This window comes from Kocuria nitroreducens (assembly GCF_042879195.1).
Classification (GTDB): Bacteria; Actinomycetota; Actinomycetes; order Actinomycetales; family Micrococcaceae; genus Kocuria; species Kocuria nitroreducens.
Genome location: NZ_JBHZTC010000012.1, coordinates 55403 through 76995 on the forward strand (window position 1 = coordinate 55403; position 21593 = coordinate 76995).

Consider the following 21593-nt stretch of genomic DNA (forward strand, 5'->3'; position numbering starts at 1 on the left):
GCTGTCAGCGCCGACCGTAGTCGGTCCGGGCGAACGGCGGCTGAACGCGAGGGAACAGGGGCATCAGGCGGCGCGAGCGGACGGGGACAGGCGCAGGCGGTAGCCGTGGACGGGGATCAGCCGGCGGGAGCCCGTGCCGGCCTCCAGGATCCAGAGCAGTCTCAGATGGGGCGCGCACTGGCCCACGGTGCCGACGTGGCGGAGGTGGTCCTGCTCCCACACCTCGATCCGGTCGCCGGGCCGGATCCGGGCGGGGTCGTGGACCCACGTGTCATCAGGGATCGTGTCGACGGTCGTCGCTTCGAGGGTCGTCATGGCGGCGCTTCCTCTCGGGGTCGGGTCCGGGGAGGTGCCCTCGGACTGCTCCAGGGTCGTCCGCCGATGTGGCCGGCACGTTTCCGGGCGATGGCCGGACTGTGCCATCGTCCCGCCGCGGCTGTGAGACTCATCACGGGGAGCGGCGGAGGGCTAGGCTCGTGCGGACGACACCGCCTGCGCCCGCCCCCGCGGCGGCCGCAGGTCCCGCCACCGGAAGGAAACGCTGTGATCAGCTCGGAGAACGTCAGTGCCTACGTGGAGCGCATGGCCTCGGGCGAGCCTGCCCCCGGCGGCGGCGCCGCGGGGGCCCTGCAGGCGGCGCTGGGCGCGGCCCTGCTCGCGATGTCCGCCCGCTACTCCACGGGGTCCGAGCACGCGGACCGGGCCGAGCACACGGCCGACCGCGCCGAGGAGCTGATCCCACGCGCGCTGGGTCTGGCGGACGCCGACGCCGAGGCCTTCGGCGCGCTCTCGGCCGCCTACGCCCTGCCGAAGGGCACCGACGAGGAGAAGGCGGAACGCTCGCGGGCGGTCCAGGAGGCCACGGCCGGCGCCGCGCAGCCCCCGCGGGAGCTGATCGGAGTGGGCGCCGAGGTCGTGGGACTCGCCCGCGAGCTGACCGGCTGGTGCAACCCCAACGTCCTCAGTGACGTGGCGGCGGCCTCCGAGGCGGCCCGGGCCGCCGTGGCCACGGCCATGGTCACCCTCGAGATCAACGTCCGCTCCCTCAAGGACGCCACGACCCGGGAGGAGCTGCGCTCGGGGCTGGCCCAGGGCGAGCAGGCCGTCGAGGACGCCACGGACCTCACGCGACGGATCCGCGAGCGCGTCCAGGGCTGAGGACCGGGCCCGCGGCCTGTCAGCCGCCCGCGGCGGCCGGCCGGCGCACCCAGAAGGATCCGACGACGGCGAGCAGGGAGATGACCGCGCCGCACAGGAAGGCGCTCCGCACGCCTGCCTCGGTGGCCTCGAGAGCCGAGGCCCCGGAGGCCGTGGCGCCGGCGGCGCCGAGGGTCAGCACCGTCACGAACAAGGCCGTGCCCGCGGCCCCCGCCACCTGCTGCAGGGTGCCCACCATGGCGGAGCCGTGCGAGTACAGGCGTGTCGGCAGGGAGCCCAGGCCGGCGGTGAACAGCGGGGTGAACATCAGGGCCAGGCCCGTGCTGAGCACCACGTGGGCGAGCAGGACCATCGGGACGGGCGTGGCCCCCGAGGTGGAGGCGAGGTACCACAGGGACGCGCTCAGCAGGACGGAGCCCGGCACGAGCAGCACGGTGGGTCCCGCACGGTCGTAGACCCGCCCGACGACGGGCGCGAGCAGGCCCATGACGAGCCCGCCGGGCAGCAGCAGCAGGCCCGTGCCCAGGGGGTCGAGGCCGTGCACGGTCTGCAGGTAGATGGGCAGCACGATCAGCGTGCCGAAGAGGGCCATCATGCTGACGGCGAGCACCGCCGTGGACATCGTGAACACCCGGGACCGGAAGGTCCGCAGGTCCAGCAGGGCCCGGTCCGCGCGCTGCAGCCGCGTCTGGCGCCGCACGAACACGACCAGCGCCGCCACGCCCAGCGCGAGCGGCACCCCGGCCGGGACGGCGGCGTCCCCGCCCTCCCCGAACGTGCTCAGGCCGTAGACGAGGCCGCCGAAGCCCAGGGCCGAGATCACCACCGAGACCACGTCCAGCGGCGCCGGACGCGGCTCGGTGACGTTCTGCATCCGCCAGGCACCCAGCAGTAGGGAGCCCACCGCGATCGGCAGCACCAGGATGAACATCCACCGCCACTCGAGCACACTGAGGATGACGCCCGAGATGGTGGGTCCCACGGCGGGGGCGACCGAGATGACGATGGAGATGTTGCCCATGACCCGCCCGCGCGCGGCCGGCGGCACCAGGGTCAGGACCGTGGTCATCAGCAGCGGCATCATGATGGCGGTGCCGCCGGCCTGCACCACCCGCCCCGCGAGCAGAGTCCCGAACCCGGGCGCGGCCGCGCAGACGAGGGTGCCGAGGCTGAACAGGGTCATGGCGGTCAGGAACACGGGCCGGGTGTGCAGACGCTGGAGCAGAAACCCCGTCACCGGGATGACCACGGCCATGGTGAGCATGTAGGCGGTGGTGAGCCACTGGCCGGCGACTGCCGTGACGGAGAGGTCGGACATGAGACGGGGCAGCGCCACGCCCATGATCGTCTCGTTGAGGATCACCACGAACGTGGAGACGAGCAGCAGCCCGATGACCAGTCGGTTGCGGGCGGAGTGGTCGGTGTCCGCGACGACGCCGGGGTCCGGGACACCGGCGGAGGGGGCGGGGGCGGGGGCCGGCGTGGTCTCGGACACGGGGACGTCGGGGGTCATGGGCGGGGATCCTTCGGGACGCAACAGTGATACACCGGTGCAGCCGCCCCGCGCCCCGGTTCATTCCCGTCCGGGAAGTGACAATGGGCTCATGCGCAGATACCTCAAGGACGCCGGCGTGCACGCCGAGATCACCCCGGACGGCTTCACCGAGGGCGGGTTCGTGCTGTCCATCGGCGGGGCCGAGCAGTCCCACGTCGACCTCGCCCGCCCCGGGGAGATCTTCTACGAGTACCTGCGGCGGATCGGCAACGTCGTCGACGTCGTGGCGGCGCCGGGGGCGCCGGTCACCGCGGTCCACCTGGGCGCCGGGGCCCTGACGCTCGCCCGGTACGTGGCCGCGACCCGGCCCGGCTCCGCGCAGATCGCCGTGGAGCTCGAGCGGGAGCTGCCCGCGTTCGTGCTCGAGGCGCTGCCCCTGCCCGTGGGCGCGGACGTGCGGGTCGTGATCGACGACGCCCGGGCGGCCCTGCCGGACGTCGTCGCCCCTGGGACCGCCGATCTCGTGGTCCTCGACGTCTTCTCGGGCCGGGACGCCCCCGGCCACCTCACGGAGGCGTCCTTCTACGCCGAGGCCGCCGGGCTGCTGGCGCCCGGCGGGGTGCTGGTCGTCAACGTGGGCGACGACCCCGGGCTGGCGTTCTTCGCCGACCAGGCGCGGGCCGTGCGGGCGGCCCTGGCCGACGTGTGGTGCCTGGCCGAGGAGCGGCTGCTCGCGGGCCGCCATCCGGGCAACCTGGTCCTCGTGGGCGGGCGCCGGGCCCTGCCCCGGCAGTGGGCGGACGCCTTCGCCGCGGCCGGACCGCACCCGGCGGGCGTTCTGGACGGCCTCGGCCTGGAGGAACTGCTCGCCCGGCTGTAGCGTGGATCACACCGCCGAGCCGAGGAGCGCGCCGTGAGCACCACCGAGAGCACCACCGGGAGCACCACCGTCCTGGAGTCCGTCCCCGCCGTCCAGGGGGAGAGGTTCTCCCGTGTGGCCCTGACGCCGGCCGCCGTGGATCTGCTCGGGAAGCTGCGGGGCCTCCACGGGCGGCTGATGTTCCACCAGTCCGGCGGGTGCTGCGACGGCTCCGCGCCCATGTGCTACCCGGCCGGGGACTTCCTCACCGGCCCGGCGGACGTGCTGCTGGGCGTGTTCACGCTGCCCGGGGACCCGGCCACGGCCGAGCTCGAGTTCTGGATGTCCCGCGAGCAGTTCGCGTACTGGAATCACACCCTGCTCACGGTGGACGTGGTAGAGGGCCGTGGCTCCGGGTTCTCGGTGGAGGCGCCGGAGGGCAAGCGGTTCCTGATCCGCTCGGTGCTCAGGCAGGATCCGGCCGGCTCCTGAGCCGGCCCTGCTCGTCGAAGGACGGGCCCCGGTCGTGGACCGGGAAGGTGCTGAAGGCCGGGACCTCGTAGGGGTGGGCCCGGGCCATCGCCCGCAGCACGCGCTCGCGCTCGGCCGCCGGGTACAGCGTCTCGATGCGGACCTCGTCGACCTCCTGGGGCGTCCCGGCCTCCCCGATCGCGGGGTGCGCCCCGGGCAGCGGCGTGAACCGTCCCGTTCCGCGGCTGACGAACGCGGTGTGGGTGTAGTGGCCGGATCGTCCGGCCCCGGCGTCGCCCAAGGCCTGCAGGACCTGTTCGGCGTGGGTGGCGGGGACGAACACGACCAGGCAGTGGTGCTCGCTGCTCCGGGGGTCAGTGCTCATGGGGTGCGCAGACCTCCGGTTCGTCGTGGTCGGCGGGCTCCAGCTGGATCGTGGAGTGCTGGACGGACACCGGGAAGTGCTCGGCGACGCAGCGCTGGATCCGGCCCAGCGCCTCGGCCGAGCCGCCGGAGTAGAAGTACTCCTCCTCGAGCACCACGTGGGCGGTGAGCACGGGCAGGTCCGAGGAGATCCGGGTCGCGTGCAGGTCGTGGACCTCCACCACGTGCGGCAGCTCGAGGAGGTGCCCTCGGACCTCGTCCATGTCGAGCCCGGGGGGCACGCTCTCCATGAGCACGGACAGGGACTCCACGAGCAGCCGGATGGTGCGGGGCACGATGAGCGCGCCGATGAGCAGCGCCACGACGGCGTCCGCCTGCATCCACCCGGTGAGGGTGATGACCACGGCCGCGACGATCACGGCGACCGAGCCCAGCGCGTCGTTGAGCACCTCGAGCATCGCCGCGCGCAGGTTCAGGTTGGAGCGGCGCCCCCCGAAGAGCACAACCATCGCCACGAGGTTTCCGGCCAGGCCCAGGACGCCGAAGACGAGCATCTCGGCCGAGGCGACCGGGTGCGGCTCGAGGAACCGGCGCACACCCTCCACCAGCACGAACAGCCCCACGGCCAGCAGCACCCCGGCCTGCATGGCCGCGGCCACGATCTCCGCGCGCCGCCAGCCCCACGTGCGCCGGGCGCTGGGCGGGCGCAGGGTCAGCTGCGCGGCGATCAGCGCGAGCAGCAGCCCGCCCGCGTCGGTCAGCACGTGGGCCGTGTCGATGAGCAGCGCCAGGGAGCCCGTCCACAGGGCGCCGACCAGCTGGACGACGAACAGGCCCGCAGTGATCCCGAAGGCGGTGGCGATCCGCCACCGGTCGGTCCCGGGGCCGGCGTGCGAGTGCCCGGGCCCGTGGTCGTGCCCGTGCTCCGCGCGCCCGCGGTCCCCGGCGTGGTCGTGAGCCATGGCTCCATCGTAGAGCGGGGGCGCGGGCCCGGTGTCGTGGATCAGCCGGTGACGAACCCGCGGAACTCCCCGGTGGCGGGGCCGTAGTGGGAGTCCACCTTCATGACGACGCCGGGCGTGCCGCCGCCGTTGAGAGCCCTGAGCAGGTCCCGTACGGCGTGCCGGGGACCCTCGGCGATCACCCCCACGGTGCCGTCGGCGTTGTTGACCGCCGAGCCGCGCAGGCCCAGCTGATCGGCGTGGCGCGCGGTCCACCAGCGGAACCCGACACCCTGCACGGAGCCGTGCACGATCGCGGTCAGCCGCAGGTCCTCCCCGAGGTCCAGCCCCTGGGGGTCCCGGTCGGCGGAGGCTCCCTGGTGGATCGGAGGCAGGCTCACAGGTCCACCACCTTGGACTGGCCGGGGTCGATCTGCTCGCCGGTGGCGCGGGCCTTCGCCCAGCGCAGCGCGGTGGCCACCGTCCCGGGGCTGCGCCAGTGCTCGGCGGTCTCCGTGCGCACGCGCAGCACCACGAGTCCGGGGGTGGCGGTCCCCTCCGGGTAGTACGCCTTCAGCGCGTCGGACCACAGCCCCTCGATCACCTGCCGGTCCTCGACCACTTCGGCGGCGCCGGAGATGGAGACCCACTCGTGGTCCCCCACGAACGCGACGTTGACGGCGTCGTTGGCCGCCACGTCCCGGACCGAGGAGGTGTCCCGGCTGGTGAAGAAGTTGAGGTCCTCCCCCGGGGCGACGTCGACCACGGTCATCGGGCGGCTGACGAGCTTGCCGGTGGCCTCGCGGGTGCTGAGCATGCCGACGCGGGTGCGGTTCACGAACTCGACGATGTGCTGGATGTCATCCTGGTGCGTGTTCATGTGGTCAGATTAGGGAACGACCGGGCCCCATGGCACGGCCGGGCCCGGGAATTCATCATGGGCGGAACCGCGCATCCGCCGGGCGGGCCGGAACGGCCCGCCCGGCCGGCCCAGGAAAGGACCGGAGCAGGCAGATGGACGACGCGCGGGCTTCGGAGCAGACCGCTGGGAACACCAGCGGGGAGACCACCGAGCAGTCTTCCGGGAGCGGTCCCGGGACGATCAGCGCCCAGGACCGGTTCGAGAGCAACGAGATCCTCAGCTTCTCCTCGCACCTGCTGGACAACGGCCAGTGGGACATGTTCGGGGAGGTGTTCGTGCCGGAGGGCGGCCTGCGGTGACGACATCGACACGTTCCGCCGCACCGCCGCCGGGTGGCGGATCGAGCGGCGCACCGTGGCGCCCCGCAACGACTCCGCCTGCGTGGCGCTCGCCGAGGGCGGATACGCGCCGGACCCGTACGCCTCGGCGATGTTCGACGGCGCCGTGCTCGCGGCCGCCGGCCGGACCCGCCCATGAGCCCCGCCGCGGGCGGCGGGTGGGACCGGGTGCCCGCCGCCGACGCCCTACAGATCGGCACCGTCCTGAGCCGGTCAGGCCTGCACCTCGAGCGCGTCGGGAATGGGCGTATGGCCGTCGGAGAACTCGATGGTCTTCCCGATGGTGGAGGGGTCGTCCAGCACGGCTGAGACCACGAGCGCCACGTTGGCCCGGGAGGTCCGGTGCTCGCCGTCCCGCTCGCCCGTGGACACGTCGATCCTGCCGGTCGCCTCGTCCTCGGTGAGGGCGCCGGGGCCCACGATCGTCCAGTCCAGCGACGAGGCGCGCAGGTGGTCGTCGGCGTCGGCCTTGGCCTGGGCGTAGGCGTGGAAGGGGTCGTCCTCGGGGACGCCGTGGTCCTGGCCGGCCCCGAAGTAGGAGACCATGACGAAGCGCTTGGCGCCGGCCATCACTGCCGCGTCCATCGCGCGGATCGCCGCGTCCCGGTCCACCGCGTAGGTGCGCTCGGGGCTGCCGCCGCCGGCGCCGGCGCTCCACACCACGGCGTCGTGGCCCTCGAGCAGGTCGGCGAGCTGCGCGACGGACAGCTGCTCCACGTCGGCCACCGCGGGCGTCGCGCCGGTGTTCTCGACGTCCTGGGTGTGGTCGGGATTGCGGAAGATGCTCGTGACGTTGTGACCGCCGGTCGTGAGCAGCTGGGCGAGGACGAGGGCGACCTTGCCGTGGCCGCCGATGATGGCTGTGCGGGACATGATTGTGCTCCTTGGGGTGCAGAGGGGACGTGGCGCTCTTCCCCGACGCTAGACCCCTTTCGCCCGCAGGGACACGGCTCACGCGGAGGGCGAAACCGGGAATGCGCCCGGCTCCGCCGTCCGGGACCGTCCCGGCCTCGGGTAGCCTCGACGGGACCCCTGTACCCGACCGAAGGCTGCCCCGTGCTGATCTTCCAGCTCCTGCTGTCCGCGATCGCCCTCGTCCTGCTGGTCGTCGCGCTGATCGACGGCGCGTGGACGCTCGCGCTCATCGCCACGATGATGCTGATGATCGCGGTGTCCGGCGTGTTCATCGCCTATCGCCGGGAGAAGCACCTGGGCCGGCGCTGAGCCCCTCCGCTCCTCCCCCGGACCGCTCCGGGGCTACTCCGCGGCGTCCTCGATGCCGGTCACCGCGGTGAGGATGAACACCGAGTCCTCCAGGGCCTCCACGGAGTGGCGCTCCACCGGGATCACGTGCAGGTGCCCGGCCTCGAGCACCAGGTCCTCGCCCGAGGAGACCCGGATACGACCGTGCAGCACCTGCAGGCTCCCGGCGTACGGGGCGTTGTGCTCGGCGAGCACCGCGCCTGCCTTCAGGGCCAGGAGGGTCTGGCGGAGCACCTTCTGGTGCAGCAGGCGCTCGGAGCTGCGGCCGTGGCCGTTGTGCCGGGCCTCGTTGAGGTGCTGCAGGGCGATCTCGTTCAAGTGCTGCATGGTTCTCCTCCTGGGTAGGTGATCCGGTCTCCGTCGACCACGGCGAAGTCCCGCAGCGTCGCGGGGGTCAGCTTGCCGGGGCCCATGATGTGCTGCACGTCGTGCCCGCGCACCAGCAGGGCCTCGGCCACGAGCGAGCGGTGGCACCGCCACCAGACCGCCTCCGCGCACATGAGCGCGACGACGCGGTCCTCGGCCAGCTGCTCGAGCTCGGCCAGCGCGGTCCGGAACTCGTCGGTCTGCATGTGGTCGGCGTAGCCGCGGAAGGACTCGTTGCGCCAGGCAGTGTTGACCGAGTCCGTCGACGTGGGGCGCAGTCCGCCCAGTCCCTTGCAGCAGCTGTGCTCGATGCCGGCCTCCGCGAGCGTGCCCGGCAGCGCGTCCGGGTCGAACTGCGGGTTCGTCCGCGAGCGCGGCACCGTGCGGATGTCGACGAGCTGCCGCACACCGGACTCCCGGAGCAGCTCCACGAACTCCTCGGCGGAGCGCGTGGAGTGGCCCACGGTGTAGACGGTGTGCGCGGTCATGACCCCCACCCTACTGACCGGGCACGGCAGCCTTCCCGGCCCGACACGGCCGGCTCCGCGGATGCCGGGCCCGGGGCGTCACGAGCCGCCGGGGCCGGCCGCGGTCCAGCGGGCGGATCCTCCGGGGGTCCGGCGGCCGACGGCCGCCGGGGAGTTCCACGCCTCGTGGTCGGCCATCGTGAAGCGGCGGCCCGTCACCGTCGTGGGGACGACGCGGACGAACTGGTCCTTCATCCCCTCCTGCCACGGGAACAACGGCAGCTGCAGCGCGTCCATCAGGGCGTGGCCGGGCCGGACGCTCTCGGCACCGCCCTTGACGATCACGCTCCACGCCGTGGCGGTCGCCCGGTCGTGCCCGTCGATCTCGAGGGCCACCGCCCGGCCCTCGAGCGCGCCGCTCACCTTCGTGCCCAGGCCCGAGCGGAAGACGATCGTCCCGCGGTCGACCACGTAGTTGATCGGGAAGATCTCCGGCGTCCCGTCCACCACGACAGCCAGCCGAGCGACGCCGTCTGTCCGCAGCCGGTCCCAGCAGGCCTCGGGCGCGAGCTCCTCCACGTCCTTGCGGTACCAGTTCACCGTCGTCCCCTTCCCGTGCTCCTCGGCTGCCCGGAGGTGCCCGGTCACCACTCCCAACCTACGGTGCCGCGGACGCCGGTGGAACAGGGCCTGCGGCGCCGCCACGGTGCGCGGAGCGGGCCGTGGGAGAATCGGGGCATGAGCGTGGTGATCGCGGGATGCGGGGACGTGGGCACGGAGATCGGGCTGCGGCTGGCCGAGCAGGGGCACGAGGTGCTGGGCCTGCGCCGCCGGGCGGAGCTGGTGCCGCCGCCCCTGATCGGGCTCGGGGTGGACCTGAGCACGGAGGTGCCCGAGCTGCCGGGGGACGTCGAGCTGCTGGTCGTGGCCACCGCCGCGGACGGGCGGACGCCCGAGGCCTATCGCGCGGCCTACCTCGACGGGCTGCGCCACGTGGCCGACGGGCTGCGCGCCGCCGGGACCCTCCCCCGGCGTGCCCTGCTGATCTCCTCGACCGCCGTGTGCGGGGACGCCGACGGCGGGGTGGTCACCGAGGACACCCCGCCGGACCCCTCGACCCCCACCGCACAAATCCTGCTGGAGGCCGAGGAGCTGTTCCACGAGCAGTTCCCGCACGGCACGGTCCTGCGGCTGTCCGGGATCTACGGACCGGGGCGGACCCGGCTGATCGACAAGGTGCGATCCGGGGACGTCGCGGCCGGGGCGGCCTGGACGAACCGGATCCACCGGGACGACGCCGCGGCGGCAGCCGTGCACCTGCTGACCATGGACGCCCAGCCGCTCACGCTGTACCTCGGCACGGACGACGAGCCCGTGCCCGAGCTCGAGGTCCTCGAGTTCCTGGCGCAGGAGCTCGGCGTCCCCCGGCCCGAGGACGTCCCGGAGGCGGACACGCCGCACCGGGGCTCGAAGCGGCTGTCCAACCGGCGGCTGCGGGAGTCCGGCGTCGAGCTCCGCCACCCCACGTACCGGGAGGGCTACCGGGCGGTGCTCGCCGGCGAGGGCGTGCGCCACCCCTGACCGGCACCCACCCGCAGGACGACGTCGCGCACCTCGTAGGCGGCGATCAGCTCGACCCACGAGACCCGCGGCGGGTGCGCGAACCCCAGGGGCAGACGCAGCAGGCGCTGCAGGAAGATGTCGGTCTCCTGGATCGCGAGGAATCCGCCCGGGCACCGGTGGGCGCCGTCGCCGAAGGACATCGCCTCGGGCCGGACCCCCCGCGGCCGGGACCGTTCCGGGCACAGCCGCCGGGCGTCCTCTCCCAGTGCCTGCTCGTCGGCGTTCGCCTGGCGGACGTAGAGGTCGAGCAGGGCGCCGGCGGGCACCTCGTGGCGCTCGCCGTCGTCCTCCAGGACCAGCTCCCGGGTGGTCCGGCGGTAGAGGTGGCCCACCACCGGCTCCAGGCGCAGGATCTCGTGCAGGATCCCGTGCCGGGCCGGTTCGTCGGCCGCGAGGTACTGCTCCCGCAGCAGGTCGTCCTCCAGCAGGTGCCAGGCGGCCACCGCGATGAACTCGCGGGTGGTGGCCATGCCTGCGGCGGCGTAGGTGAGGCACTCGACGAGGATCTCCCGGTCCGTGTAGCCCTCCGCGAGCAGGTGGGACACGACGTCCTCCTGCGGCTGCCGGCGCCGCGCCCGGACGGCCGGGCGCACGTCCCGGAGCCGGAAGGCGTTCATCGCCCACAGCGGACGCAGGGACCCGACGACGGCCCCAAGCCGGCCCGGGAGCGGGTGCCGCGGGGAGACTGTGGCGGGCCCGCTGAAGAAGCGCTCCAGGCGCCGGGACATCCCGTCGATGTCCGAGTTCGTCAGCCCCACCACCTGGGCGGCGACCTCCACGGAGTAGCGCAGGGTGATCGCGGACAGCTCGGCCCCACCGTCCTGCCGGATCCGCTCGACCAGCTCATCGGCCCGCTCCTCCATCAGGGCCCGGTAGCGGCGGCTCACCGAGGCCGGGGTGAAGAACCTCGCGGTGGCCGTGCGCTGGCGCCGGTGCTCGGGGCCGTCCGCGTAGAGCACGGGCGGGTGGTCACCGGTCAGGCCCTGCCGGGCGGTCTCCGCGCTGAAGCCGGCCTGCACCGTGCCGTCCGCCTCTCTCAGCACCTGGCGGACCATCGGCAGGGACCGGACGTGCCAGACGCCGTCGGCCACCTCCACCCGCGGCGCGCTGCGCTCGCCGGGTGGGGCGGTCCTGCGCCGGTCGCCGTGCGGAACGGGGCAGCGGGTCTCGGGACGGGCGTCGTCGCTCATGGGGTCATGCTAGTCGCGGGGTGCGACGGCGGGCAGGCGCCTTCCCCCGAGGGCCGGGCCGGCACCCCGGGCCGGCTCAGCGCACCGCTTCCGCCACGAGACCCGCGACGTCTAGCCGGTCCCCGGTGATGCCGTGCCACTGCATCAGGTCCGCGGTCCGCTGCAGCTTCACGAGATCCAGCTCGCCCTGGAACACGGGCATCTCCACCTGCTCGGGGAGCTCGGCGCTCACCTGGGTGCAGGTCGGCACCAGCTCCACCAGCCGTTCCCGGTCGTCCTGCAGCTGCCGGGGGCCGTGGGCGTGGAGTCCGTGAACGCCTCGTGCGGACCGGCGAGCACCTCCTCCTGGAACGCGGCGTCGCTGTGCGCCAGGAGCACGAGCCCCGACGAGGAGGCGCGCAGGGACAGACGTCCGGCGATGTAGGTGACGTCCACCACCGCGTCCGGCGCGCTGAGCCGCTTCAGAAACAGCACCTCGGCGCCGTCCAGGACGCCGATCTGGGCGTACTGGCGGCCCCGGGCGTGCAGGTCCTCGAGCGCCGCCATCGCCGCCTCGCGCAGCGACGGGGCGGGCGAGTCCGAGGGCGCCAGGGGCAGACACGGCCCGGTCCGGCGTCTAGTCTGAACCGCACACGACGAAGAGCCCACTCATGTCCGACCCGCGGGGCGCGTCCACCGCTCCGCCCATCGGATCGACTTCTCGGAACGCCCCGGAAGGACAACGTCATGAGCACCGGACCCGAAGACAACATCAAGCACCCTGACTCCCTCACGGGCACGTCGGAGGCGGACGCCTCCGACGTGCGCGACGATCCGACCCTCCGGGGCCAGGACGAGGTGGACCCCGACGACAACGATGCCAGCGGCGAGTCCACCGGAGTCGGCGAGACCGACCTCGATCCCGACGACGAGGTGAGCTGACGACACCCGGGCACGTTGGACGCCCCCGCATCGTGGCCCGTCCCCGACCGGCGACGTGATGCAGGGGCTCAACGACGTCTTCGGCTTCAACCGGACCGGCCGTGAGATCCGGGAGCGCTACCAGCAGGTGCTCGACCTGCTGGAGCGCGACGGCCGGCTCGTGCGCCAGGACGAGGTCCTGGCGCGCCCCGAGGCATGGACCGGGTGCGCGGAAAGTCTTAGATGCGGTCCGCCCGGTCGTTCTCGATCTGCGCCGTGGCGGGAAGGATCAGGGATGACGAGGGGCCGTCCAGCACGACCAGCAGCACGCGCAGATCCGCCTCGGAGAGATAGGCCCCCACGAGGCGGTGGTTGGAGTCGAGCACCACGAGGGACCCCTCGGTCCGGTAGGCCGGAACGGTCAGCTGGACCGGCCCCGACTCCTCTGCGAACTCCTGCCGCATGTGCCCGATCTTTTCCTGCCGGCCCTCCGGCCACTGCTTCGCCGCCGCCTGGGCGAGGGTCTGCGGCCGCAGCGGCGGCCGGGCGTCAGGAGCCCTCGACTCCCCGTCCGGCCGCGCGCGGCGCCGTCCCGGTCCGGACGTTGAACGCCGAGGCGGAGCGGTCGGCGGGCACGGTCGGGAACACCGTGTGCCCCTCCTCCCACTTGTGCCGCGCGTAGGCGTGCAGCCGGGCGGCGAAGGGCCCGTCCCGCCACTCCAGGTAGGGCATGTCCTGGCTCGCGTCGAGCAGGAAGTAACTGCTGAACGCCCGGAGCACCTCCGGTGCGCCCGGGTCCGCCGCGGGGTCCTCCCCCGCGGCGGGACTGCCCAGCACCAGGTAGATCGGGGCTCCGGGCAGGCCGTCGTAGACCCGCACCTCCAGGCGTTCGGCCACCACGGGGTCGAGCTCTCCCAGGGCCCGGAGCTGGTGGACCAGCGTGTCGAAGCTGCGCCGCAGGTCCATGGGCGAGAGTCCGTAGTGGTGGCGGATCTCGCGGAGCCGGGACGCGAGCGCGGGGGACTTGGGGTCGAGGACCAGCAGCCGGACACGGACCCCGGCGCCCAGCGCCTTGTGGATCGCGTCCAGGTCACCGGCCAGCGTCAGCGGGAAGGTGTCCATCCACCACAGCTCCTGACCGGCCCGCACGCTCCGGAGCACGTCGACCGCGTCGAGCTCCTCGCGGACCCCCACGAGACCCAGCTGGTCGTCGCGGGGCGGCGCGGGGACCGGAGGACGCTGGACCTCGACCGGCCAGGAGCCCCGCCACCGCGCCAGTCCGGCGTCCAGGAGCAGCCCCACGCCGCCCACGGTGAGCAGGACGGCCCCGGCGTCGAGCAGCACCTCCGACCACGCCCGTCCGGCCACCAGCGCGACGACGACGAGCGCCGCACCGAGGCCGAGCAGCACGCCCGGCGCCGTGACGCGGCGCCGGACCGGCACGGCCCGTGCGGCGTCGTGCCACCCGTCGCCCACGGCCCGGTCCTGGGCGGCACTGCGGATCTCCAGCACGGGACTCCCCCTTCGTCGGGCGGATCTGATGCCAGCCTGGCACGGCTCCTGACCAGGGCGTTAGCACCGCGGACACCGGGGCAATTTGTGACACCCGGCGCGCCGCGTCCGCCCCGGCAGCCGTCCACACTTCGGCGGCACAGTGGTCGGAACATGCGTTTGCATAACTAAACTCGTGCTAGGACGTTCGGCGGCACGGCGTCGCGCCCGCTCCCGCTCCGGGGGCCGACCCACGTCCAGCAGCAGACCGCACCGGCCGCGCTGCCCCCTCCCGCGGAAGGCACATCCCTTGGCCACGACTCTCCGGCAACGCCTGGGCGACCGCCACAACCGCCTCAACGCCGTCCGCCTGGTGCTGGCGTCCCTGGTCGTCCTCGGCCACGCCTGGCCGCTGACCGGCGCGGACGGGCCGGGTCTCGAGGTCCTGTCCGACGTGGCCGTCAACGGCTTCTTCGTCCTCAGCGGCTACCTCATCGCCGAGAGCCGGGCGCGGACCACCATGGTGCCGTACATCTGGCGGCGGTTCCTGCGCATCTACCCGGCCTTCCTGGTGAGTCTGTTCGTGGTGGCGGTCGTCTTCGCACCGCTCGCGGCCGCGCTCGAGGGCTCGTCGCTCGACCTGGCCTCCGCCGCCGGGTTCGTGCTGAGCAACGGCGACCTGAGGATCTCGCAGTGGGGCATCGACGGAACCCTGACCCGGGTCCCGACTCCCGACTCCTGGAACGGGTCGCTCTGGACGCTGTTCTACGAGGCCGCCGCCTACCTGATGATCGGTCTGGTCCTCAGCCTCGCGGTCGCGGCACGGCACGCCCGGTGGGTGCTCCCGGCGCTGTTCCTCGTCGTGCTCGTCCTCCGCCCCCTGGCCGAAGGACCGCTGGACGTCACGACCCACCTCTATCTCAACGGCGCCCGGCTGGTGGGCTACTTCCTGGCGGGCGCGGCGGTCTGGGCCTGGGCCGGCACGTGGCGCCCCGCCTGGTGGCACATGGCGGGGGCCGCCGTCGTCTACGCCGTTCTGACCGACCTCGGCTGGGCGGACCTGTACGGGCAGCTGCCGCTCGCCGTGCTGCTGCTCGGTCTCGGCGCCGCCCCGTCCCGGAACTGGACCACGCGCACGGACCTCTCCTACGGGGTCTACATCTACGCGTACCCCGTGCAGCAGCTCCTCGTGCTGCTCGGCACGGCGTCGTGGGGTGTCGCCGTCAACTCCCTGCTCGTCGTCCTGCTGACGCTGCCCCTGGCGCTGCTGTCGTGGACGCTCGTGGAGAAGCCTGCCCTGAGGGCCAAGGCGTGGCTCGATCCCCGCGACCGGCCCGACCGGCGCGTCCCCTCCACCGGCGCCGAGGACCCGTCCGCCACGGCCGTGGAGGGGCGCCGGCCGGGCTGACCCGTGCGGCTCCCGCTCCGCGGCCCGGACGGCGCGCCCGGCGTCCGGGCCTCCTTGTCCGGCGCCCGGGCGGTGCCTACCGTGAGGAGCAGGCGGGCGTGACGCCGCCGGCCCCGACCTGTCAGGAGCACCCATGGACACTCCGGTGATCGAGGCCCGTGGGCTCGTCAAGACCTTCGGGCCCACCGCGGCTCTGGACGGCTTCGACCTCACCGTGGCGCCGGGGCAGGTGGCGGGCTTCCTGGGCCCCAATGGCTCGGGGAAGTCCACGGCGATCCGGGTGCTGCTGGGCCTGCTCCGGGCGGATGCGGGGACGGCCACGGTCCTGGGCCGGGACGCCTGGCAGGACTCCGTGGAGATCCACCGCCGCACCGCCTACGTCCCCGGGGACACGAACCTGTGGCCGAACCTGACCGGGGGCGAGATCGTGGACCTGCTCACCGGCATCCGCGGAGGACGACGACGGCGCCGGCGCCGCGACGAGCTCATCGAGCGCTTCGAGCTCGACCCCACGAAGAAGGCCCGCAGCTACTCCAAGGGCAACCGGCAGAAGGTGGCGCTGGTGGCCGCCCTGAGCGCCGAGGCGGAGCTGTACGTCCTGGACGAGCCGACCTCCGGACTGGACCCGCTCATGGAGGCCGTGTTCACGGACGAGGTGCGCCGGCTGAGCGGGCAGGGCAGCACGGTCCTGCTCTCCAGCCACATCCTGGCCGAGGTCGAGAAGCTGTGCAACACCGTGACCATCATCCGCACCGGCCGGGACGTGGAGAGCGGCTCCCTCGCCCAGCTGCGCCACCTGACCCGCTCCGCCGTCACGGCCACGACTCCCGCCGGTCCCGGCCGCCTGGGCGGGCTGCCGGGCGTGCACCACCTCGTGCACGAGGACGGGCGGCTGAGCTTCGACGTGGACGACGCCCGCGTCGCCGAGGTCCTCCGGGCGCTCGCCGACCTGGGCGTGCGGAACCTGACCGTCACCCCGCCCTCGCTCGAGGAGCTCTTCCTGCGCCACTACGGCGACCGCCCGGCCGAGCCCGCCGCCCCGGACGGGGCCGGGCGCGGCGCCGTCCGGGACGCAGGGACGCCCCGATGAGGACCGCCGAGCCGTGGGCGGCGACCGGCCGCCTGTTCCGGCTGAACCTGCGCCTGGACCGGGTGCGGATCCTCGTGTGGGTACTCGCGATCACCGGCACCGTGTACGCGACGGTGCTGGCCCTGGAGGAGACGTTCCCGGACGGCGAGGCCCGCCAGGCCCGGGCCGCCCTGCTGGACAACCCGTCCGCCGTGATGATGACCGGACCGGCCTTCGGCGCGGACGACTACACGCTGGGCGCCATGACGGTCAACGAGCTGAGCCTGTCGGTGCTCGTGGCGACCGCGATCATGAGCATCCTGCTCGCGAGCCGGCACGTGCGCGCCGAGGAGGAGTCCGGGCGGCTCGAGGTCGTCCGCGCGCTGCCGGTGGGCCGCTTCGCCCCGGCGGCGGCCGCCCTCGGGGCGGTCGCCGTGGCGGACGCAGCGGTGGGCGCCGGGATCACCGCGGGGCTCTTCGCGGCGGGCCTGGGCGGGGTCGACGCCGTGGCGTGGGGACTGGCCACGGCGCTCACGGGCCTGGTGTTCGGGGCCGTCGCGGCCGTGACGGCCCAGCTCACCGAGCACGCGCGGGCCGCCTCCGGCACGGCGATGGCCGTGCTCGGCGCAGCCTTCCTGGTGCGCGGGATCGGGGACGTCATCGAGCCCACCGGCTCGTGGCTGTCCTGGTTCTCGCCGATCGCGTGGGCCCAGCAGACCCGGCTCTTCGTGGACCTGCGGTGGTGGCCGCTGGCGCTCTCGGGGGCGGCGACCGCGGTGCTGCTGGTGGCAGCCGTGCTCCTGGCCCAGCGGCGGGACCTGGGCGCGGGGTTGCGGCAGGCGCGCCCCGGGCCCGCGGCGGCCGGGGCGTCCCTGCTCTCCGCGACCGGGCTGGCGCGGCGGCTGCTGCGCGGCACGTTCCTCGGGTGGACCGCGGGACTCGTCCTCTTCGGCCTGGCCTTCGGCTCATTGGCGGACTCGCTGGAGGACAGCATCGCGGACATCCCGTCGATCACCGAGTGGCTCGTGATGGACCTCGACGCCCTCACCGAGTCCTTCGCCGCCGCGACGCTGTCCTACCTCGCGCTCGGGGTGGTCGCGTTCGCCGTCTCGGGCGTGCTGCGGCTGCGCACGGAGGAGGAGGCCGGCCGCACGGCCCTCCTCCTCTCGACGGGTCTCGACCGGGTGCGCTGGGTGCTCGGCTGGCTCGCCGTCGTCGTCGTGGAGGCCCTCCTGGCCCTGCTGCTGGCGGGGGCGGCGCTCGGCGCCGGGGTCACCGCCACCACCGGGGACCTGCGCTGGACCGGCGAGCTCGCCCTGGCCGCCCTGGCCTACGTCCCCGCCGTGCTCGTCGTGGCCGGCGTCGCCGCCGCGCTGGTGGGACTCGCCCCGCGGTTCGCCGCGCTGAGCTGGGCCGTGGTCGCGTACGTGGTCTTCGTCTCGTGGTTCGGCCTGCTGCTCGACCTGCCCGAGGCGGCGATGAACCTCTCCCCGGTGCAGCTGACGCCGCTCGTGCCCTCCGAGGACTGGGCGGCCGCACCCCTGCTGGCTCTGGGCGCACTGGCGCTCGCGCTCCTCGCCGCGGCCGCCGCCGGGTTCCGCCGCCGGGACCTGCTGGCCTGAGCCTGCGGGCCGGCACGGCCGAGGAGGCGCTCCCGGACGGCACCGGGGACGACGGCCGTCCTGGGGCGCCCCCTCGGCACGCGCGGAGCCGAACGGCTCTGCGGCGGAGCCGCGGAGCCGGTCAGCCCGCGACGAGCTTCAGCGTCTCCCGGTTGAAGGCCTCGAGGTCACCGGGGTTGCGGGAGGTGACGAGCCGGCCGTCGACGACGACCTCCTCGTCCACCCAGTCCGCCCCGGCGTTCCTCAGGTCCGTGGCGAGGGAGGCGTAGGACGTGAGCCGCCGGCCCTGCGCGAGTCCGGCCTCGATGAGGATCCACGGGGCGTGGCAGATGGCCGCGATCGGCTTGCCCGCGGCGTCGAACTCCTTCACCAGGCGCAGGGCGTCCTGGTCCACGCGCACGCTGTCCGCGTTGAGGGTTCCACCGGGCAGGACCAGCGCGTCGAAGTCCTCGGCCTTCGCCGCGGCGAGGGTGCCGTCGACGTCGTAGCTGCCGGCGTGGTCCCAGTCCCCCTGCATCGCGGTGATGCTGCCCTGCTCCGAGGACAGGAGCACGGGGGTGCCGCCGGCCTCCTGGACGGCCTTCCAGGGCTCGGTGAGCTCGGGCTCCTCGACGCCGTTCGTAGCGATGAACGCGATCTTCTTGCCGGTGATGTCGGTGGTCATGCGGAACCTCCTGGGTCGGTGGGTCGGCACCGTGGCGCCGTGACACCTCACCACTGTGGCCCCGGCGGGCGGCGAAAGGGAAGCGCCGCACGGCTCCGTTCTCGCTGGGCGATACCCGGGACCGCGCCGCTCCCCGTCACCCCGCGCCGGAACACGTCGGAAACACGGCGCCGCTAGCGTGAGCGCAGCCCTGTGACCACCCACCGGATCGGAGAGAGGACCCCCGTGAGCCCCTGCCGCACCGATTCCCCGCCCGTCACCGCGATCGGCGCCGCGGTCGTCCTCCTGCACCTCGTGGGCTGGGGCTCGCTGCTCGCCCTGGTCGTGGGCACCGACACCCCTGAGGCGGGCACGGGACTGTTCGCGGGGCTCGCGCTCAGCGCCTACGCCCTGGGCATCCGGCACGCCTTCGACGCCGACCACATCGCCGCGATCGACAACGCCACGCGCTCACTGATGGCGCGCGGCCGGGAGTCCGCGGCCACCGGCTTCTGGTTCGCCCTGGGCCACTCCTCGGTGGTCCTCGTCTCCGTTCTGCTGCTGACCCTCGGCCTGGAGGCCTTCGCGGGCGGTCTCGCGGACGAGGGCTCCGAGCTGCGGCAGGCCGCGGGGGTCTGGGGCGGCACCGTCTCCGGGCTGTTCCTCGTCACCGCCGGAGTGCTCAACCTCGCCGTGCTGCTCCGGCTGCGCCGGGCCCGCCGCACCGGGCGCACCGGCACCCTGGACGCCGGCGAGCTGGACGCCCACCTCGCCGCCCGGGGGGTGCTGCACCGCGTGCTGCACCCCGTGACCCGCGTGGTGGACCGTCCGGCCAGGATGTACCCCGTCGGCTTCCTGTTCGGCCTCGGTCTCGACACGGCGGCCTCGATCGGGCTGTTCGTCATGGCCGGCGGTCTCGCCCCCGAGCTTCCCTGGTACGCGGTGCTCGTGCTGCCCGTGCTCTTCACCGCAGGCATGACGGCGTTCGACAGCGCCGACGGCATCCTGATGAACCGGGTCTACGGCTGGGCCTCGGTGGACGCCGACCGCACGCTGGACTACAACGTCACGGTGACCACCGCCTCCGTCGTCATCGCCTTCGTCATCGGCGGGACGAGCCTGCTGTCCGTGCTCGCCGACATCCTGCAGCCGACCGGCGGCGCGCTCGCTCTCGTGGCCGCGGTCGACCTCAACTTCCTCGGCATGGCCGTGATCGTCCTGTTCGGCGCCGTCTGGCTGGGCTCGCGGGTCCTGGACAGGATCCGCCGCGACGGCCGGCCGGTACCTGTGCGAGGCTGAGCGCCATGGTCCGACTCCTCCTGCTCGCCGACACGCACGTCCCCAAGCGCGCCCGCGACCTGCCCGCCGCGGTGTGGCAGGCGGTCGACGACGCCGAGGTGGTGCTGCACGCGGGCGACTGGGTCGACCTCGCGACCCTCGACCGGCTCGAGGAGCGGGCCGCGCGCCTCGTGGGCGTCTGGGGGAACAACGACGGGCCGGAGCTGCGCGAGCGGCTGCCCGAGGTGGCCCGCGAGACGCTCGGGGGCGTGCGCTTCGGCATGGTCCACGAGACCGGTGCCGCCGCCGGGCGGGAGGCCCGCATGGACCGGGCGTTCTCCGACCTCGACGTCCTGGTCTTCGGCCACAGCCACATCCCGTGGGACAGCACCACCCCGGCGGGTCTGCGGCTGCTCAACCCCGGCTCTCCCACGGACCGTCGGCGCCAGCCGCACTGCACCTACCTGACGGCGGTCGCCGACGGCGGGCGGCTCACCGACGTGGAGCGCGTCCGTCTGCCGCGACGCTGACGCCCCGACGCAGGCCCCGATCGAGCGGCCACGCCGAACCGGCGTCGCAGGCCCGTCCGCCGCGGGCCCGTCGGCTCAGAGCAGGCCCCGCAGCTTGTAGTAGCGCCGGCCCACCACGGTCCCGTTGACCCGGACCACGGCCCACACCAGCACGAGCAGCAGCGCCACCAGCACGGCCGGGACGGGGACGAAGATCGCCCACACCACCAGCGCCATGCCGGGGACGGTGAGCAGGATCGGCCAGGCGTACTGCACCATCTCCACGGCCATGTAGTCCTGCATCTCCCGCAGGACCGGGTCCCGCGGGACGGCACCGCGGCGCACCGAGGTCCGCAGCCCCTTGCTCGCCCGGGCGCGGGCGTCCATGAGGTCGTTGCGGGGCGCATCGTCCGCGCGGGTGAGCGAGAGGACGATGCCGCTGAGCAGCAGGGCCGCCCCGCCGATCACGAGCCCCCACTGGGCGGGGCTCAGCAGTCCGCCCTCGCCCAGCAGGAGCGCGGCCGCGATGCCGCCGAGCAGCCCGACCACCAGGCTCGCCACGACGGCGAGCACGATCCGCCGGGCCCACACCGCGTCGAGCTCCCCGAGTCGTGGGATCGGCACGTGCGGATGGTCCGCCCCGCTGAGCCGGATCTCCTCGTCCATGGCGTACCGTCCTCTCGTCGCTCCGTGCGCCTGCGCGTGCCCCTCCACTGTCCAGCTCCATTGTCCCGCGCCCCGGGCGCCGTGGCACGTCCGCTCCCAGGCCACGCGGAGACCCCGGCCCCGGGGCGCAGGCGCCCCGGGGCCGGGGACGGGGCCGCCGGCGGGCGTCAGGCGGCCTGGTACGTCAGGCAGTCGGCCTCGTCGGCGCCCGCGCCGATCTTCACGTCGTGGGCCGTGCACATCAGGCGCGAGTTGTGCACGCACTCGCCGCGCTGGCAGGCGCCCACCTCCGCGTGCACGGTGGGCAGGCCGCCGTCGGGGCCCAGCGCGATGAAGGTGCCGCAGTGCGCGTGGCCGGAACTGCCGGTCACGGTGATCGCATGGGCCGTGCACTCGTGGTCGTGGTTGAACGAGCACTGCCCCACGGTGCAGTCGGAGACGGGAACGAACTCGGTGGTGGCCATGACTTCTCCTCCGGGAGGATCTCCTGGCCGGAGCCTGCTGCCCCGACCTGAACGGGCTCTTCCAGG

31 protein-coding genes are annotated in these 21593 nt (G+C 73.9%); 13 read left to right on the forward strand and 18 right to left on the reverse strand.

Features of this window, described 5'->3' with window-relative positions:
- Window positions 1-63 precede the first annotated feature (63 nt).
- On the reverse strand, window positions 64-315 hold the full coding sequence (locus tag ACFYE1_RS09850) for a hypothetical protein (protein ID WP_387742291.1): 252 nt from the start codon (window positions 313-315) through the stop codon (window positions 64-66).
- Between the two features lie 228 nt (window positions 316-543).
- Here ACFYE1_RS09850 and ACFYE1_RS09855 point away from each other — a divergent pair, with 228 nt between their 5' ends.
- The gene (locus ACFYE1_RS09855; RefSeq protein WP_387742293.1) at window positions 544-1158 is read left to right on the forward strand and encodes a cyclodeaminase/cyclohydrolase family protein; all 615 of its coding nucleotides are present in this window, start codon (window positions 544-546) and stop codon (window positions 1156-1158) included.
- Window positions 1159-1177: 19 nt separating this feature from the next.
- Here the strand turns inward: ACFYE1_RS09855 and ACFYE1_RS09860 are convergent, their stop codons facing one another.
- Complete coding sequence (locus tag ACFYE1_RS09860; RefSeq protein WP_387742295.1) at window positions 1178-2671, reverse strand: DHA2 family efflux MFS transporter permease subunit; 1494 nt, start codon at window positions 2669-2671, stop codon at window positions 1178-1180.
- Between the two features lie 91 nt (window positions 2672-2762).
- Here ACFYE1_RS09860 and ACFYE1_RS09865 point away from each other — a divergent pair, with 91 nt between their 5' ends.
- Both ACFYE1_RS09865 and ACFYE1_RS09870 read left to right on the forward strand, forming a co-directional pair.
- Entirely contained in the window at window positions 2763-3533 is a 771-nt protein-coding gene (locus ACFYE1_RS09865) for a spermidine synthase (protein WP_387742297.1), read from the forward strand.
- A 33-nt stretch (window positions 3534-3566) separates the two neighbouring features.
- On the forward strand, window positions 3567-4004 hold the full coding sequence (locus tag ACFYE1_RS09870) for a DUF779 domain-containing protein (protein ID WP_387742299.1): 438 nt from the start codon (window positions 3567-3569) through the stop codon (window positions 4002-4004).
- Here ACFYE1_RS09870 and ACFYE1_RS09875 read toward each other — a convergent pair.
- The 4 genes from ACFYE1_RS09875 to ACFYE1_RS09890 are packed head-to-tail and all read right to left on the reverse strand — an operon-like array spanning window position 3979 to window position 6188.
- A complete protein-coding gene (locus ACFYE1_RS09875) occupies window positions 3979-4368 on the reverse strand; it encodes a hypothetical protein (RefSeq protein ID WP_387742301.1) in 390 nt (129 codons plus the stop codon). The genes ACFYE1_RS09870 and ACFYE1_RS09875 overlap by 26 nt on opposite strands.
- Window positions 4358-5329, reverse strand: a complete 972-nt coding sequence (locus ACFYE1_RS09880) for a cation diffusion facilitator family transporter (RefSeq protein ID WP_387742304.1) — start codon at window positions 5327-5329, stop codon at window positions 4358-4360. The genes ACFYE1_RS09875 and ACFYE1_RS09880 overlap by 11 nt, the downstream gene beginning before the upstream one ends.
- A 41-nt stretch (window positions 5330-5370) precedes the next feature.
- A complete protein-coding gene (locus tag ACFYE1_RS09885; protein WP_387742306.1) occupies window positions 5371-5709 on the reverse strand; it encodes an acylphosphatase in 339 nt (112 codons plus the stop codon).
- Window positions 5706-6188, reverse strand: coding sequence for a pyridoxamine 5'-phosphate oxidase family protein (locus ACFYE1_RS09890; RefSeq protein ID WP_387742307.1), 483 nt, complete (start codon window positions 6186-6188; stop codon window positions 5706-5708). Before ACFYE1_RS09890 ends, ACFYE1_RS09885 begins: the two co-directional genes overlap by 4 nt.
- A 134-nt stretch (window positions 6189-6322) precedes the next feature.
- Here ACFYE1_RS09890 and ACFYE1_RS09895 point away from each other — a divergent pair, with 134 nt between their 5' ends.
- Both ACFYE1_RS09895 and ACFYE1_RS09900 read left to right on the forward strand, forming a co-directional pair.
- Window positions 6323-6529 (forward strand): hypothetical protein, encoded by a 207-nt coding sequence (locus ACFYE1_RS09895; RefSeq protein WP_387742309.1) that lies wholly within the window; start codon window positions 6323-6325, stop codon window positions 6527-6529.
- Between the two features lie 55 nt (window positions 6530-6584).
- Window positions 6585-6707, forward strand: a complete 123-nt coding sequence (locus ACFYE1_RS09900) for a hypothetical protein (protein ID WP_387742311.1) — start codon at window positions 6585-6587, stop codon at window positions 6705-6707.
- A gap of 74 nt (window positions 6708-6781) precedes the next feature.
- Here the strand turns inward: ACFYE1_RS09900 and ACFYE1_RS09905 are convergent, their stop codons facing one another.
- Window positions 6782-7441 carry an SDR family oxidoreductase gene (locus ACFYE1_RS09905; RefSeq protein ID WP_387742313.1) on the reverse strand — a complete coding sequence of 220 codons (660 nt, stop codon included), beginning with the start codon at window positions 7439-7441 and terminating at the stop codon, window positions 6782-6784.
- Between the two features lie 183 nt (window positions 7442-7624).
- Here ACFYE1_RS09905 and ACFYE1_RS09910 point away from each other — a divergent pair, with 183 nt between their 5' ends.
- Window positions 7625-7792, forward strand: coding sequence for a hypothetical protein (locus tag ACFYE1_RS09910; protein WP_387742315.1), 168 nt, complete (start codon window positions 7625-7627; stop codon window positions 7790-7792).
- A gap of 33 nt (window positions 7793-7825) precedes the next feature.
- Here ACFYE1_RS09910 and ACFYE1_RS09915 read toward each other — a convergent pair whose 3' ends face one another.
- From ACFYE1_RS09915 to ACFYE1_RS09925, 3 genes are all read right to left on the reverse strand, one after another.
- A complete protein-coding gene (locus ACFYE1_RS09915; RefSeq protein ID WP_387742317.1) occupies window positions 7826-8158 on the reverse strand; it encodes a cupin in 333 nt (110 codons plus the stop codon).
- The gene (locus tag ACFYE1_RS09920) at window positions 8146-8685 is read right to left on the reverse strand and encodes a DUF488 domain-containing protein (protein WP_387742319.1); all 540 of its coding nucleotides are present in this window, start codon (window positions 8683-8685) and stop codon (window positions 8146-8148) included. The genes ACFYE1_RS09915 and ACFYE1_RS09920 overlap by 13 nt, the downstream gene beginning before the upstream one ends.
- 78 nt (window positions 8686-8763) lie before the next feature.
- Window positions 8764-9312, reverse strand: coding sequence for a pyridoxamine 5'-phosphate oxidase family protein (locus ACFYE1_RS09925; protein ID WP_387742321.1), 549 nt, complete (start codon window positions 9310-9312; stop codon window positions 8764-8766).
- Between the two features lie 90 nt (window positions 9313-9402).
- Between ACFYE1_RS09925 and ACFYE1_RS09930 the strand changes: the two genes are divergently transcribed.
- Window positions 9403-10245: an SDR family oxidoreductase gene (locus tag ACFYE1_RS09930; RefSeq protein ID WP_387742323.1), complete on the forward strand. Its 843-nt coding sequence runs from the start codon at window positions 9403-9405 to the stop codon at window positions 10243-10245.
- Here the strand turns inward: ACFYE1_RS09930 and ACFYE1_RS09935 are convergent.
- The 3 genes from ACFYE1_RS09935 to ACFYE1_RS09945 form a co-directional block, all read right to left on the reverse strand.
- Window positions 10203-11477 carry a cytochrome P450 gene (locus ACFYE1_RS09935; protein WP_387742325.1) on the reverse strand — a complete coding sequence of 425 codons (1275 nt, stop codon included), beginning with the start codon at window positions 11475-11477 and terminating at the stop codon, window positions 10203-10205. The genes ACFYE1_RS09930 and ACFYE1_RS09935 overlap by 43 nt on opposite strands.
- A 76-nt stretch (window positions 11478-11553) precedes the next feature.
- Window positions 11554-11727: a hypothetical protein gene (locus ACFYE1_RS09940; protein WP_387742327.1), complete on the reverse strand. Its 174-nt coding sequence runs from the start codon at window positions 11725-11727 to the stop codon at window positions 11554-11556.
- A complete protein-coding gene (locus tag ACFYE1_RS09945; RefSeq protein WP_449274639.1) occupies window positions 11706-12125 on the reverse strand; it encodes an IclR family transcriptional regulator domain-containing protein in 420 nt (139 codons plus the stop codon). Before ACFYE1_RS09945 ends, ACFYE1_RS09940 begins: the two co-directional genes overlap by 22 nt.
- Before the next feature lie 78 nt (window positions 12126-12203).
- Here ACFYE1_RS09945 and ACFYE1_RS09950 point away from each other — a divergent pair, with 78 nt between their 5' ends.
- Window positions 12204-12398, forward strand: coding sequence for a hypothetical protein (locus ACFYE1_RS09950; RefSeq protein WP_387742331.1), 195 nt, complete (start codon window positions 12204-12206; stop codon window positions 12396-12398).
- 218 nt (window positions 12399-12616) lie between these two features.
- On the opposite strand, the gene ACFYE1_RS09955 is transcribed toward ACFYE1_RS09950, so the two are convergent.
- Window positions 12617-12841 (reverse strand): hypothetical protein, encoded by a 225-nt coding sequence (locus ACFYE1_RS09955; RefSeq protein ID WP_387742333.1) that lies wholly within the window; start codon window positions 12839-12841, stop codon window positions 12617-12619.
- A gap of 85 nt (window positions 12842-12926) precedes the next feature.
- On the reverse strand, window positions 12927-13889 hold the full coding sequence (locus tag ACFYE1_RS09960; RefSeq protein ID WP_387742335.1) for a DUF5919 domain-containing protein: 963 nt from the start codon (window positions 13887-13889) through the stop codon (window positions 12927-12929).
- 289 nt (window positions 13890-14178) lie between these two features.
- On the opposite strand from ACFYE1_RS09960, the gene ACFYE1_RS09965 reads away from it, so the two are divergent.
- The 3 genes from ACFYE1_RS09965 (at window position 14179) to ACFYE1_RS09975 (ending at window position 17967) form a co-directional block, all read left to right on the forward strand.
- Entirely contained in the window at window positions 14179-15276 is a 1098-nt protein-coding gene (locus ACFYE1_RS09965; RefSeq protein ID WP_387742337.1) for an acyltransferase family protein, read from the forward strand.
- 133 nt (window positions 15277-15409) lie between these two features.
- Window positions 15410-16366: an ABC transporter ATP-binding protein gene (locus ACFYE1_RS09970; RefSeq protein ID WP_387742339.1), complete on the forward strand. Its 957-nt coding sequence runs from the start codon at window positions 15410-15412 to the stop codon at window positions 16364-16366.
- Entirely contained in the window at window positions 16363-17967 is a 1605-nt protein-coding gene (locus ACFYE1_RS09975) for an ABC transporter permease (RefSeq protein WP_387742341.1), read from the forward strand. Before ACFYE1_RS09970 ends, ACFYE1_RS09975 begins: the two co-directional genes overlap by 4 nt.
- 121 nt (window positions 17968-18088) lie before the next feature.
- On the opposite strand, the gene ACFYE1_RS09980 is transcribed toward ACFYE1_RS09975, so the two are convergent.
- Entirely contained in the window at window positions 18089-18631 is a 543-nt protein-coding gene (locus tag ACFYE1_RS09980; protein ID WP_387742343.1) for a type 1 glutamine amidotransferase domain-containing protein, read from the reverse strand.
- Between the two features lie 225 nt (window positions 18632-18856).
- Here ACFYE1_RS09980 and ACFYE1_RS09985 point away from each other — a divergent pair, with 225 nt between their 5' ends.
- Both ACFYE1_RS09985 and ACFYE1_RS09990 read left to right on the forward strand, forming a co-directional pair.
- A complete protein-coding gene (locus tag ACFYE1_RS09985; protein ID WP_387742345.1) occupies window positions 18857-19909 on the forward strand; it encodes a HoxN/HupN/NixA family nickel/cobalt transporter in 1053 nt (350 codons plus the stop codon).
- A 5-nt stretch (window positions 19910-19914) separates the two neighbouring features.
- Window positions 19915-20418, forward strand: coding sequence for a metallophosphoesterase family protein (locus ACFYE1_RS09990; protein WP_387742347.1), 504 nt, complete (start codon window positions 19915-19917; stop codon window positions 20416-20418).
- Between the two features lie 75 nt (window positions 20419-20493).
- On the opposite strand, the gene ACFYE1_RS09995 is transcribed toward ACFYE1_RS09990, so the two are convergent.
- Window positions 20494-21063, reverse strand: a complete 570-nt coding sequence (locus tag ACFYE1_RS09995; RefSeq protein WP_387742349.1) for a hypothetical protein — start codon at window positions 21061-21063, stop codon at window positions 20494-20496.
- Window positions 21064-21230: 167 nt separating this feature from the next.
- Window positions 21231-21527 (reverse strand): DUF1540 domain-containing protein, encoded by a 297-nt coding sequence (locus ACFYE1_RS10000; protein ID WP_387742351.1) that lies wholly within the window; start codon window positions 21525-21527, stop codon window positions 21231-21233.
- Between the last annotated feature and the right edge of the window lie 66 nt (window positions 21528-21593).